The 12,557-nt window shown below is 44.9% G+C and carries 11 protein-coding genes, 3 tRNA genes and 1 rRNA gene; 12 read left to right on the top strand and 3 right to left on the bottom strand.

Going from position 1 to position 12,557, the window contains the following annotated elements:
- From rrf to pnp, 8 genes are all read left to right on the top strand, one after another.
- Positions 1 to 87, top strand: a 5S ribosomal RNA gene (gene rrf / locus EDC63_RS04275); the annotation flags it as partial.
- Positions 88 to 337: 250 nt separating this feature from the next.
- Entirely contained in the window at positions 338 to 769 is a 432-nt protein-coding gene (gene rimP, locus EDC63_RS04270; protein ID WP_189836538.1) for a ribosome maturation factor RimP, read from the top strand.
- A gap of 11 nt (positions 770 to 780) precedes the next feature.
- Positions 781 to 2,253, top strand: a complete 1,473-nt coding sequence (gene nusA, locus EDC63_RS04265; protein ID WP_124947236.1) for a transcription termination factor NusA — start codon at positions 781 to 783, stop codon at positions 2,251 to 2,253.
- A 21-nt stretch (positions 2,254 to 2,274) separates the two neighbouring features.
- Positions 2,275 to 5,121, top strand: coding sequence for a translation initiation factor IF-2 (infB, locus tag EDC63_RS04260; protein ID WP_124947237.1), 2,847 nt, complete (start codon positions 2,275 to 2,277; stop codon positions 5,119 to 5,121).
- Between the two features lie 59 nt (positions 5,122 to 5,180).
- A complete protein-coding gene (gene rbfA, locus EDC63_RS04255) occupies positions 5,181 to 5,561 on the top strand; it encodes a 30S ribosome-binding factor RbfA (protein ID WP_124947238.1) in 381 nt (126 codons plus the stop codon).
- A 42-nt stretch (positions 5,562 to 5,603) separates the two neighbouring features.
- Entirely contained in the window at positions 5,604 to 6,515 is a 912-nt protein-coding gene (gene truB / locus EDC63_RS04250) for a tRNA pseudouridine(55) synthase TruB (RefSeq protein ID WP_124947239.1), read from the top strand.
- 180 nt (positions 6,516 to 6,695) lie between these two features.
- The gene (gene rpsO, locus EDC63_RS04245) at positions 6,696 to 6,965 is read left to right on the top strand and encodes a 30S ribosomal protein S15 (protein ID WP_124947240.1); all 270 of its coding nucleotides are present in this window, start codon (positions 6,696 to 6,698) and stop codon (positions 6,963 to 6,965) included.
- Between the two features lie 121 nt (positions 6,966 to 7,086).
- Positions 7,087 to 9,174, top strand: a complete 2,088-nt coding sequence (gene pnp, locus EDC63_RS04240) for a polyribonucleotide nucleotidyltransferase (RefSeq protein WP_124947975.1) — start codon at positions 7,087 to 7,089, stop codon at positions 9,172 to 9,174.
- A gap of 87 nt (positions 9,175 to 9,261) precedes the next feature.
- Here the strand turns inward: pnp and EDC63_RS04235 are convergent, their stop codons facing one another.
- Positions 9,262 to 9,720 carry a hypothetical protein gene (locus tag EDC63_RS04235; protein ID WP_223248370.1) on the bottom strand — a complete coding sequence of 153 codons (459 nt, stop codon included), beginning with the start codon at positions 9,718 to 9,720 and terminating at the stop codon, positions 9,262 to 9,264.
- Positions 9,721 to 9,849: 129 nt separating this feature from the next.
- Entirely contained in the window at positions 9,850 to 10,272 is a 423-nt protein-coding gene (dksA, locus tag EDC63_RS04230) for an RNA polymerase-binding protein DksA (RefSeq protein ID WP_124947241.1), read from the bottom strand.
- 96 nt (positions 10,273 to 10,368) lie between these two features.
- Here dksA and EDC63_RS04225 point away from each other — a divergent pair, with 96 nt between their 5' ends.
- A complete protein-coding gene (locus EDC63_RS04225; protein WP_124947242.1) occupies positions 10,369 to 11,133 on the top strand; it encodes an HAD family hydrolase in 765 nt (254 codons plus the stop codon).
- A gap of 4 nt (positions 11,134 to 11,137) precedes the next feature.
- Here the strand turns inward: EDC63_RS04225 and folD are convergent, their stop codons facing one another.
- On the bottom strand, positions 11,138 to 11,995 hold the full coding sequence (gene folD / locus EDC63_RS04220) for a bifunctional methylenetetrahydrofolate dehydrogenase/methenyltetrahydrofolate cyclohydrolase FolD (protein ID WP_124947243.1): 858 nt from the start codon (positions 11,993 to 11,995) through the stop codon (positions 11,138 to 11,140).
- 166 nt (positions 11,996 to 12,161) lie between these two features.
- Between folD and EDC63_RS04215 the strand changes: the two genes are divergently transcribed.
- The 3 genes from EDC63_RS04215 (at position 12,162) to EDC63_RS04205 (ending at position 12,453) form a co-directional block, all read left to right on the top strand.
- A tRNA-Pro gene (locus EDC63_RS04215) sits at positions 12,162 to 12,238 on the top strand.
- A gap of 25 nt (positions 12,239 to 12,263) precedes the next feature.
- Positions 12,264 to 12,340, top strand: a tRNA-Arg gene (locus EDC63_RS04210).
- Between the two features lie 37 nt (positions 12,341 to 12,377).
- A tRNA-His gene (locus tag EDC63_RS04205) sits at positions 12,378 to 12,453 on the top strand.
- Positions 12,454 to 12,557: the final 104 nt, after the last annotated feature.

The raw sequence follows: 12,557 nt of genomic DNA, 5'->3' as shown, positions 1-12,557 counted from the left end.
CTCCTTCCCATCCCGAACAGGACAGTGAAACGACTTTGCGCCGATGATAGTGTGGATTACCCATGCGAAAGTAGGTCACCGCCAGGCTTCTATTCTAAAAACCCCTCCTAGCACTAGCTTCGAGGGGTTTTTTATTTCATTTGTTTTGTTTGTATTTTTTTTATGACCATCGCAATCTGGTTTTTTACATTTGTTTGGTAAAATATTTGTGTTTTTAGAATCGATTACTTGTTATTGCGAACTAATTAACAATTTAGATTTCTAAGTTTTTATATCTTTGATATAATGGGCAATTAAATATGGGCTTTCAGCCCATTTTTTATTTGTGGTGAGGATAATGGATTTACACGCTTTGCTTGAGTCAACTCTTGTTGGTCTAGGCTATGAGTTGGTTGAATTGGAGATGAGTAATCGCGGCAAAATGTTGCGTATTTATATTGATTCTCCTAATGGTATCAAGATTGAAGACTGTACTTTGGTGAGTAACCATTTGTCCAGGTTATTGGCTGTGGAACTTGATTATGATTATGATCGGCTAGAAGTTTCCTCTCCTGGTTTAGATCGGCCTCTTCGTAAGGAAGCTGATTTTATACGATTTGCTGGTGAGAAGGCGCAGATTAAAATGCGTGTGCCAGTAAATGGGCAGCGAAATTTTATAGGTGTGTTGCAAGAAGTGCAGGAAGGTTTGTTGAAATTGGAAGTTGATGGCACTGTGCTGTCACTAGATTTGGCCGCTGTAGAGAAGGCTCGTCTAATACCTAATATTTAGCCGGAGGATGTATGAGTCGCGAAGTTTTGTTACTGGCAGATGCCCTAGCACGCGAAAAAAATGTCGATAAGGAAATTGTTTTTTCGGCTTTAGAGATGGCCTTGGCCTCGGCTACTAAAAAACGCTTTCATGATGATGTTGATGTGCGCGTAGCGGTTGATCGTAATTCTGGTGATTACGAAGCATTTCGTCGTTGGCAGGTTGTTCCTGCTGATGAACTTGAATTTCCTTCAAGAGAAATTTCTATTGATGACGCTCAGGAGAAAGATCCTGAGATTCAACTTGAAGAATTTTTAGAAGAGCCTCTTGAAGCTATTGAATTTGGTCGTATTGGTGCTCAAGCTGCAAAGCAGGTTATTTTTCAGAAAATTCGTGATGCTGAACGCGAGCAAATTCTTACTGACTTTTTGATGCGTAAAGAACATCTTGTTACTGGTACGATAAAACGTATGGAACGAGGTAATGCAATTATTGAGTCTGGTCGTATTGAGGCTTTGTTGCCACGTGATCAACTCATTCCAAAAGAGAATTTGCGTGTAGGTGATCGTGTTCGTGCTTACCTTTCACGTGTGGAGCGAGGTGGTAGAGGTCCACAGCTCATTTTGTCACGCGTAGCACCTGAGTTTGTTATTAAGTTATTTGAGTTGGAAGTGCCTGAAATTGAAGAAGGCTTACTTGAAATTATGGCAGCTGCCCGTGATCCTGGGGCACGGGCTAAAATTGCTGTCAAATCAAATGACCAACGGATTGATCCGATTGGAACATGTGTTGGTATGCGTGGATCGCGAGTTCAGGCTGTTACTGGTGAGTTGGCGGGTGAGCGTGTTGATATCGTTCTATGGTCTGCTGACCCAGCTCAATTTGTGATCAATGCACTTGCTCCTGCTGAAATAAGCAGTATTGTTGTTGATGAAGAAAACCATAGTATGGATGTTGTGGTTGAAGATGAGCAATTAGCCCAGGCTATTGGCCGTAGTGGTCAGAATGTCAGATTGGCTTCTGAATTGACTGGTTGGGATTTGAATATCATGACCGTCGAAGAAGCAGAGAAAAGAAGTGATCAGGAGATCTCGCTTGGCCGTCATCTGTTTATGGATAAGCTTGATGTAGATGAAGAGGTTGCTGATATTCTTGTACAAGAAGGATTTAGCTCTTTGGAAGAAGTGGCGTATGTTCCTCTTTCAGAAATGCTTGAAATTGAATCTTTTGATGAAGAAACTGTTAATGAATTGCGTAGTCGTGCGCGTAATGCTTTGTTAACTGAAGCAATTGCCAGTGAAGAAGAAGTTGAACATGTGGCAGGGGACTTATTGACGTTGGAAGGCATGGATAATCAAACTGCCCGGTTGCTAGCATCGAAGGGTGTGAATACTTGGGATGATTTGGCTGATTTGGCCGTTGATGATCTGACTGAGATGACAGGTATGGAAGTTGAACGTGCTAAGCAGTTGATTATGGCAGCGCGTGCACCCTGGTTTGCGTAATAAATTGGATCGGAGTCCAGTATGGGACAAATGAATGTTGAACAATTTGCCAGTGAATTAAGTTTGCCGGTGGCTTTGCTTTTAGAGCAATTAAAAGATGCTGGTGTGACCAAGTCGCACGCTGAAGATACGCTGACCGAACAGGATAAAACGCTGTTGTTAGAATATTTGCGCCGCGTTCATGGAGCGAAGGAACAAAAGAACAAAATTACGCTGACGCGCAAGCAAACTTCTGAGATTAAAAAATCTGACAGTACAGGTAAGGCACGCACTATTCAAGTTGAGGTACGTAAAAAGCGTGTGTATGTCAAACGTGAATCAGAGGAAGTGGTTACACCAGAAACTGAATCTGCTGATTTGCAGGAAGTTCCAAAAATTTCTGAAACTACCGAAAAGGTCGTGGTGCTTGAAGTAATCGAAACACCGGTTGTTGAGGAAGTTACCGCAGCTGAAGTTGAAGAGTTGGCTCAAGTTAAGGCGGTGGATGAAGTTGCTGTAGCTGAAGAAATGGTTGAAGCTGCTAAAGTTGAAGTGGTGGCTGAAGCGCCCATAGTAGAAAAAGTTTCTGAGATTGAAGTGGCTCCTGAACCTGAAGCGCTTAAAACTGCCGCTCCGGTTGTCAGAGTGCTGGATGATGAGCAAATTGCTTTAAGAAAGGAAGAGGCACGGAAGCAGGCGGAACTGATTGCACGTCAAAGTGCAGAAATCCGTGTTAAACAGGAGCGCGAACTGGCAAGAAAGCAGGCGCTTGAAGCTCCAAAAATTGCAGCTGCTGCTAAAAAAGCAGCGGATGAAGCTGCTGCTGAAGCTAAAGCGAAAGTGAAAGCCCCTGCAGCAGTTGCAACTCCCGCACCTCATGGGACTACAACTGCAGGAACCTTACATAAACCTGCAGTGAGTCCAGAGGAAAAAGCTGCTAAAGCTGAAAAGAAAGGTGCCAAAAAAGCTACTAAAGAAGTGGGGGCATGGAATGAAGGCGGCACTAAAAAGCGTGGAATCAAAGTCCGTGGGGATGTAGGTGGTCGTGATGGATGGCGCGAGCGTAAAGCACGTAATAAAGTGGTGGATGAAGGTCCGCATGCATTTTCAATGCCTACTGAGCCTGTAGTTCATGAAGTGATGATCCCTGAAACTATATCAGTTGCAGCGTTAGCGCAAAAGATGACAGTTAAGGCAGCTGAAGTCATTAAAGCCCTGATGAAAATGGGTTCCATGGTGACAATTAATCAGGTGCTGGATCAAGAAACTGCCATGATTGTTGTTGAAGAGATGGGGCACATCGCTAAACCGGCTGCATTGGATAATCCTGAAGCCTTTTTGGTCGATGTTGAGGAGCCTCATGAGTTGATTTTGGAACACCGTGCGCCTGTCGTTACTGTTATGGGGCATGTGGATCACGGTAAAACTTCATTGCTGGATTATATCCGTCGTACGCGAGTAGCAAGCGGTGAAGCGGGGGGGATTACCCAACATATCGGTGCATACCATGTCGAAACTGATCGCGGAATGATTACTTTCCTTGATACACCTGGTCATGAGGCATTCACAGCTATGCGTGCTCGCGGTGCCAAGGTGACGGATATGGTTATTTTGGTGGTTGCTGCTGATGATGGTGTGATGCCGCAAACGATTGAGGCTATTCATCATGCGAAGGCCGGTAATGTGCCTATGATTATCGCTGTCAATAAAATTGATAAGCCTGAGGCTAACTCTGAGCGGATAAAGCAAGAGTTGGTAGCGCAAGGTGTCGTTCCTGAAGACTGGGGCGGTGACACCATGTTTATTGAAGTATCTGCAAAAACCGGACAAGGTATCGATGCATTGCTTGAAGGTTGTTTATTGCAAGCTGAAGTTCTTGAGCTGAAGGCTGCTAAAGATGCGCCTGCCAAAGGTATTGTCATTGAAGCTCGCCTGGACAAAGGGCGTGGACCGGTTGCCACTATCTTGATACAGTCAGGCACATTGAAGCGTGGTGATGCTATTCTTGCTGGTGCAGCGTTTGGACGCGTGCGAGCTATGCTGGATGAAAATGGTCAGCCAGTCCAAGAGGCGGGCCCGTCAATTCCAGTTGAAATTCAGGGTTTATCTGATGTGCCTATGGCTGGTGAAGAAGTGATTGCAATCGCTGATGAGCGTAAAGCGCGAGAAATTGCGTTGTTCAGGCAAGGTAAGTTCCGTGATGTAAAGCTAGCTAAGAAACAAGCCGCAAATCTGGAAAGTATCCTTGGTCAGATGGAAATGGGTGAGGGCGAAGTAAGTTCATTACCGCTTATTATCAAAGCTGATATGCAGGGTTCCTATGAAGCGCTTTCACATTCATTGCAGAAACTTTCTACGGATGAAGTGAAGGTGAACATTATCCATAGCGGTGTTGGTGCGATTACAGAATCTGATATCAATTTGGCTTTGGCATCCAAGGCGGTGATTATTGGCTTTAATACCCGGGCTGATGCAACTGCAAGAAAACTTGCTGATTCATCGGGCGTGGATTTACGTTACTACAACATCATTTATGATGCGGTAGATGAGATTAAGGCCGCTATGTCAGGGATGTTGCCGCCTGAACGTAGGGAAAGCATTATTGGTCTGGTTGATATTCGTGAAGTATTCCGCATATCCAAGGTTGGTTCTGTTGCCGGTTGCTATGTTCTGGATGGCCATGTAAAACGTGGCTCTTCTGTGAGAGTGCTGCGCGACAATACGGTTATTCATACGGGTGAACTGGATTCACTTAAGCGGTTTAAAGATGACGTGAAAGAGGTTAAGGCGGGTTTTGAATGTGGTCTTTCACTTAAAAACTTCAATGAGATTAATGTTGGTGATCAACTGGAAGTCTTTGAAGTGGTCGAGATTGCACGTACGTTGTAACCCCTGGTGATTACAGGTGAAACCCTGTAATCACCATTTCTGAACCCAACAGGGTAGCTATGCCAAAAGACTTTGCTAGAACACAGCGTGTTGCCGATCAGATTCAGCGTGAATTGTCTGATATTATTCGTACGGAATTGAAAGACCCTCGCGTAGGCTTGGTGACCATAACAGATGTAGATGTCACGCAGGACTATTCCCATGCAAAGATTTTCTTTACTTTGATGGGTGATACTGCCTTAGCGCCACAATCTCAGTTGGGGTTGGAGCGTGCTGCGGGCTTCCTGCGTAGTCAATTGGCACACCGCATGATGCTTCGTACAGTGCCTCAGTTGCACTTTGTCTATGATACTTCTGTTGAGCGTGGGGTGCATTTATCTCATTTAATCGATGTGGCAGTAGCAGAAGATAAAGCCCATCTGGACGATGACGAATCCTGATCGTTATAAATTCTCCCTGTCTTAATTTCCGTAGAGTTCATTTTGCAAGTCAAGCGTATTAAACGTTTTATTAGTGGCGTGTTATTGCTGGATAAGCCCCATGGTATTTCTTCAAATGGGGCTTTGCAGCAGGTTAAGCGTTTATATCAGGCGGCTAAAGCGGGGCATACAGGTAATTTAGATCCGATAGCAACGGGGTTGTTGCCTGTTTGTCTGGGAGAGGCTACCAAGTTTTCGCAATATTTACTAGATGCCAATAAAACCTATCAGGCACGTATGAAGTTGGGTCAAACGACCACTACGGGAGATTCTGAGGGAGAAGTTCTTGAGCAAAAACCGGTCAATGTTCATCTTGCTGAGATTGAAAAGCTGTTACCCCGATTTACTGGGAATTTGAGTCAGGTTCCGCCCATGTACTCTGCATTGAAGCATCAAGGTAAGGCTTTGTACACCTATGCGCGTGCGGGCATTGATATTGAACGCCCGCCCAGAAATATAACTATCTACAGCCTAGGCATTGATGAGTTTAGCGGTGATGAACTTGTTATAACCGTTTCTTGTAGTAAGGGAACCTATATACGCGTTTTATCAGAAGACATTGGAAATGCACTGGGGTGTGGCGCGCATTTGATTGAGTTGCGACGCACTGAAATTGGGGAATTCAAAATAGCGGATGCACTGACTATTCTGCAGTTGGAAGCGATGAGTTTAGAAGAGCGTGATGCACAGCTACTTTCAGCTGATTGTCTCATCCACAAATTACCCCCCGTCCATCTGGATGCTGATAGCGCATTTTATTTTCAGCAAGGTCAGGCAGTTTGGCAAGCAAAACAAGTTCATAAAGGGCAAGTTCGCGTATACGATACGGAGAGGAATTTCCTGGGACTGGCTGAAATAGACAGTGATGGGAAGGTTGCGCCAAAACGCGTGGTTGTCCGTAGTGCAGTAGTGTAGTTTATTTATTGAATTCACTTGAAAAACAAGCATGATTGCCTGTAAAATGGCGGGATAAATATGGGCTGCATTCTATGGACTCAGATTTACGCAAGGAATATCTATCGGTTGATATGGAGTTCCTTATACCATCCTTGATGGATGGGGCAGATCAACGACATCTAAAATATTGGAGAAAAAATGTCAGTTTCAACCACGCAAAAAGCACAAATTGTGCAAGATTATCAGAAAGCTGTAGGCGATACAGGTTCCCCAGAAGTTCAGGTAGCATTGTTAACCGCACGTATCAACGACTTAACCGGTCACTTTAAGGCGCATGTTAAAGATCATCATTCCCGTCGTGGTTTGCTGAAAATGGTTAGTCAGCGTCGTAAGTTGCTGGATTATCTTAAGCGTAAAAATGCCGATAGCTATCGTTCATTGATTGAGCGTCTTGGCTTGCGGAAGTAACAGAAGTTTAAAAAAGGGGTTGGCAATTGCCAACCCCTTGTTTCTTTCTGGGAGCGTTAAGCTTCGAATGTGCTCGTAATTCTAGTTAAAGGATAGAGATTTGAATATCAAAAAAACATTTATGTACGGTCGCAACCAAGTGACAATGGAAGTTGGCGAGATTGCTCGTCAAGCCCATGGTGCGGTAATGATTACAGTGGACGATACTGCTGTATTGGTGACTGTAGTTGGTATGAAAGATGTTAAGCCAGGTCAGGATTTTTTCCCATTGACAGTGGATTATCAGGAAAGAACCTATTCAGCGGGTAAAATTCCCGGTGGTTTCTTTAAGCGTGAAGGCCGTCCATCCGAGAAAGAAATTCTTACATCTCGCTTGATTGATCGTCCATTGCGCCCACTTTTTCCTGAAGGTTTCTATAACGAAGTTCAGATCGTTGCGACGGTCATGTCTTCCAACCCTGAAGTTGATCCTGATATTGTCTCTTTGCTGGGTGCATCTGCAGCAATGGCTATTTCAGGTATCCCTTTCAGTGGCCCTATCGGTGCTGCTCGTGTTGGTTATGTTGATGGTCAGTATATATTGAACCCGACCCCAGCTGAGTTGGCGAAGAGTGCTCTGGATCTGGTGGTTGCAGGTACGCAACAGGCAGTTTTGATGGTGGAATCAGAAGCGAAAGAGCTGCCTGAAGACGTCATGCTGGGAGCAGTAGTTTTTGGTCATGATCAAATGCAAGCCGTGATCAATGCGATCAATGAACTGGTTGATGAAGTTTCTCCTGAGCAATGGGACTGGGCAGCGCCTGAAAAAGACATGGCGTTGATCGAAAAGATTTCTCAGTTGGCAGAAAACGATGTGGCTGATGCATACAGAATTAAAGAGAAGCAAGCGCGCTATGCCAAAGTGGACTCTATCCGTGAACGCGTACTGGCGGAGTTGATTACTGCTGATTCAGATAGTGGTATGACTAATGTTGTTAAAAATGCATTCCAGGATTTGGAAGCGAAAATTGTTCGCGGGCAAATTCTTGCTGGTGAGCCGCGTATTGACGGGCGTGATACTCGCACTGTGCGTCCAATTACCATTCGTACGGGTGTATTGCCCCGCACGCATGGTTCCGCATTGTTTACCCGTGGAGAAACGCAGGCATTGGTAGTAGCAACACTGGGTACAGCGCGTGATGAACAGATTATTGATGCGCTGCAGGGCGAATATCGTGATCGTTTCATGCTGCATTACAACTTCCCACCGTATTCTACGGGTGAAACAGGCCGTGTTGGTACGCCTAAGCGCCGTGAAATCGGCCATGGTCGTTTGGCTAAGCGTGCGCTAATTGGTGTGTTGCCAAGTGCTGATGATTTTTCTTACAGCATGCGCGTGGTTTCAGAAATTACCGAATCTAACGGTTCAAGCTCAATGGCCTCGGTTTGTGGCGGATGCTTGTCTTTGATGGACGCAGGCGTTCCATTAAAAGCACCTGTAGCGGGTATTGCGATGGGTCTGATTCTGGAAGGTAATCGTTTTGCTGTGTTGACAGACATTCTGGGCGATGAAGATCACTTGGGGGATATGGACTTTAAGGTGGCCGGTTCTGAAGCGGGTGTGACTGCTTTGCAGATGGATATCAAGATCAACGGTATTACCAAGGATATTTTACAAGCTGCTTTGGCTCAGGCTAAAGAAGGTCGTATGCATATTCTGGAGATCATGAAAAACTCCATGCCTGGTCCGCGTGTTGAAATTTCTGCCTATGCGCCACGCATGATTACCATGAAGATCAACCCTGAAAAGATTCGGGATGTGATTGGCAAGGGTGGTGCAGTTATTCGTGCATTGACCGAAGAAACAGGTACTTCTGTAGATATCGCTGAAGATGGTACGGTAACTATTTCATGTGTTGCGCCTGATGCATGTGATTTGGCTAAGAAACGTATCGAAGATATTACTGCTGAAGTGGAAGTGGGCAAGACCTACGAAGGTACCGTATTGAAGTTATTGGATTTTGGTGCCATTGTTAGCGTATTGCCAGGTAAAGATGGATTGCTGCATATTTCCCAGATTGCACATGAACGTGTAAATACTGTATCTGAGCATTTGAAGGAAGGTCAGGTTGTGAATGTGAAGGTGCTAGAGGCTGATGAAAAAGGTCGTTTGCGTCTAAGCATGAAGGCTTTGCTGGAAGCACCACCTAAGCCAGAACAAGCGCAATAAAGTTAATTGCGTTTCAGCTAAAAAGGCAACCATTGGTTGCCTTTTTAGTTTTTACTGGATAAAAATATTAGTTAACGAATATTTTTACTAGTTGTTGACGCTTGACAGAAAGGATTGCCACCAGCGCTTCCTGTTGGCAGGTATGATTCCTTTTGGGTGAAGCTCAATGGGAGGCATGGTACTCATGATCCAGCCTGGAAGTGGAGGGTTTTTGCTTGATCCGCATGATACACCCAGATTGTTTGGGTCGTATATTTTGATAAAACTGGGGTTATCCACATTATCTGCATAAACAATGCCGCAATAACTTTCTTGATGGTCATTATGCAGAAGTTCGTCAATGCGTTTAATAAAACCGGTCACTTCATCCGGGGTTGAAGTCGCCTCTGGCAGTGCTTCACCAATGGCGTATATGTACCAACCAGTTTGGGTGTTGATTTTGGGCCAGAAGTCTTCCAATTGTTTCCAGGAAAGCAGGCTATACAATAACCCGGTCATGAGCTTTTCAAAGCTGTTGGGTGTTTGGGTTTCAATCGCTGTAGACATGGCAAGTACTCAAGCTGATTTTGTTGAATTCTGTGGCGTATTTAAAAGCTATTTTTTGATTTTTATTTTTTGCTGGAGAGTCATGCCGGCTTTTAGATAATCTTTCTTGTAACTAAAAGCCGGATGAGTTTATTTTGCAACTTGTTTTTCACGCATTTCATCTAATGTCTTGCAATCAATGCAAAGAGTGGCAGTTGGGCGAGCTTCCAATCTTTTTAAACCGATCTCTACGCCACAGCTATCACAGTAGCCATAATCACCATTTTCAATTTTAGTGATGGTTTCGTCGATTTTTTTGATAAGTTTGCGTTCACGGTCGCGATTGCGCAGTTCCAGTGCCATGTCGGATTCCTGGCTGGCGCGATCATTGGGGTCAGCAAATACGGTTGCTTCGTCTTGCATGGTATGTACAGTGCGATCAATATCCTGACTAAGTTCGGCTTTCCAACTTTCAAGGATTTTGCGAAAATGCGATTGTTGCTTGTCGTTCATGTATTCTTCGTTCTTCTTTAGAACATAGGGCGTGAACTGTTTGTGTAATTCTGAGGTCATTGTATTCGTACCTGTATCCTGTCAAAAGCAAATGTATCTTAATACCAGAATTGGCATGATATCGCAAATTTATTGTTTAATGAAAAGGAAGTTTGTATGGCTTTGGAAGCTTTGATATTCGACGTTGATGGAACATTGGCTGATACTGAGAGGGATGGTCACCGAGTGGCATTTAATGCCGCATTCCATGAGTTTGGCCTGGATTGGAATTGGGACGTTGAATTGTACGGAAAGCTGCTGGCAGTGACCGGTGGTAAAGAACGGATGAATTACTTTGTAGACCAGTTTCACACTCAGTATGAAAAGTCAGCAGACTTTGATGATATGGTAATAGCGCTACACAAGGCTAAAACCCGCCATTATACGGAGTTGTTGGCTCAGGGAGGGATACCTATGCGGCCTGGCGTTGTTCGCCTGTTAAATGACGCCAAAAAGGCAGGGTTGCGTCTTGCGATTGCAACGACCACTACGCCTGAGAACGTGACTGCGCTTTTGAAAAACAGTTTGGCTGCTGATTCAGAAAACTGGTTTGAGGTAATTGCAGCCGGGGATATCATTCCTGTTAAAAAACCGGCACCAGATATTTATGTGTGGGCGTTGGAGAAAATGAAGCTGGATGCATCAAAATGTCTGGCGTTCGAAGATTCCGAGAACGGAATTAAATCCAGTATGGGTTCAGGGCTGAAAACCGTAATAACCATTAATGATTACACAACCACTCATGACTTTACCGGTGCTATTGCCGTGTTAAGTGATCTGGGGGAGCCGGAACAGCCTTTTAACGTTTTGGCAGGTGATGTGCAGGGTAAGTCGTATGTGGATTTAGATCTTTTGGAACACTGGCATAGCTTGCCAGTGTAATTGGTCATAGCGGGTTATGGCGATTTGCTGCCACCAGCGTATTTTCAAGCAGCGTAGCAATCGTCATTGGCCCCACTCCGCCAGGGACAGGGGTAATCCATGCGGCACGTTGTGCAGCAGTTTCAAATACGACGTCGCCACACAGGCCGCCATTTTCCAAGCGGTTGATGCCTACATCAATGACAGTGGCACCTTCTTTTACCCACTCCCCTTTGACCAGATGGGGTTTTCCAACAGCGACAATGAGAATGTCAGCTTCACCGACAAAGCCGGGTAAGTCTTTAGTAAACCGGTGAGTAGTGGTGACGGTGCAGCCTGCCAAGAGCAACTCCAGCCCCATCGGTCGCCCAACTATATTGGAAGCGCCCACAATAACCGCATGTTTCCCTTTCAGATTGTCAGTAGTTGTATTGAGCAAGGTCATCACGCCATAAGGCGTGCAGGGTCGCAAAGTGGGTATTCTTAAAGCGAGTCGCCCGACGTTATAGGGGTGGAATCCATCCACATCCTTATCCGGATGAATATGTTCAATGATGGTTTCGCTCTCAATATGTTGTGGCACAGGCATTTGAACCAGGATGCCGTCAATATTCGGGTCATCGTTTAATTTTGAAATCAGATTCAGCAATGCTTCTTGTGAAGTGGAAGCGGGTAAATCATGAGACACAGAGGTGATGCCGGTTGTTTCGCAAGCTCGGCGTTTATTTTTTACATAAATAGCAGAAGCAGGATCGTCCCCGACTAAAATGACAGCTAATGCGGGAGGGCGTTTCCCTTTTTCTTGTCGAAGTATGACTTTCTGTTTGATATTAGAGAGAATATTGTTCGAAATTGCTTTGCCATCAATTATGCTTGCAGACATGTTGGTTGAGTCTTGTGTTCTTGAGAAAGCATTATCATCTCATTATTGGATACAAAAACTCAAGAAGTGGATTGACCTTTTTATTTTGAGCATGTATATTAGCGGCCTTTGGTGCAGTTAATACCTGAAGCAAGGGTAATAAACCAAAAGTTGTGGAATGACATGTCGGGGTGTAGCGTAGCCTGGTAGCGCGCCTGGTTTGGGACCAGGATGTCGGGAGTTCGAATCTCTCCACCCCGACCACATTTTTCACACCAGGTTGAGTATTGTGCCCGTAGCTCAACCGGATAGAGCACCAGCCTTCTAAGCTGGGGGTTACAGGTTCGATTCCTGTCGGGCACACCAAATTTTTTGGCAAATCGAAATTAATTCCCTCTCAATGGTGGCTGTAGCTCAGTTGGTAGAGTCCCGGATTGTGATTCCGGTTGTCGTGGGTTCGAGCCCCATCAGCCACCCCAAAACTCCTATATAATTCCTGTTGTTAATTTTTTCATGAAATCGTTGGTTTCAGCTAGATTCCGCTTGGTTCTAAATTGGGATGTGTGGATGATAAGTCAGTCTG

This window comes from Sulfurirhabdus autotrophica, from assembly GCF_004346685.1.
GTDB classification, from domain to species: Bacteria; Pseudomonadota; Gammaproteobacteria; order Burkholderiales; family SMCO01; genus Sulfurirhabdus; species Sulfurirhabdus autotrophica.
This window is presented reverse-complemented; position numbering and strand designations above follow the sequence as displayed.

Excerpts from the sequence above, each read along its gene's own strand:
- rimP (WP_189836538.1), top strand. The coding sequence starts at position 338 with ATGGATTTACACGCTTTGCTTGAGTCAACTCTTGTTGGTCTAGGCTAT.
- nusA (WP_124947236.1), top strand. The coding sequence starts at position 781 with ATGAGTCGCGAAGTTTTGTTACTGGCAGATGCCCTAGCACGCGAAAAA.
- infB (WP_124947237.1), top strand. The coding sequence starts at position 2,275 with ATGGGACAAATGAATGTTGAACAATTTGCCAGTGAATTAAGTTTGCCG.
- rbfA (WP_124947238.1), top strand. The coding sequence starts at position 5,181 with ATGCCAAAAGACTTTGCTAGAACACAGCGTGTTGCCGATCAGATTCAG.
- rpsO (WP_124947240.1), top strand. The coding sequence starts at position 6,696 with ATGTCAGTTTCAACCACGCAAAAAGCACAAATTGTGCAAGATTATCAG.
- pnp (WP_124947975.1), top strand. The coding sequence starts at position 7,087 with ATGTACGGTCGCAACCAAGTGACAATGGAAGTTGGCGAGATTGCTCGT.
- EDC63_RS04235 (WP_223248370.1), bottom strand. The coding sequence starts at position 9,720 with ATGTCTACAGCGATTGAAACCCAAACACCCAACAGCTTTGAAAAGCTC.
- dksA (WP_124947241.1), bottom strand. The coding sequence starts at position 10,272 with ATGACCTCAGAATTACACAAACAGTTCACGCCCTATGTTCTAAAGAAG.
- EDC63_RS04225 (WP_124947242.1), top strand. The coding sequence starts at position 10,369 with ATGGCTTTGGAAGCTTTGATATTCGACGTTGATGGAACATTGGCTGAT.
- folD (WP_124947243.1), bottom strand. The coding sequence starts at position 11,995 with ATGTCTGCAAGCATAATTGATGGCAAAGCAATTTCGAACAATATTCTC.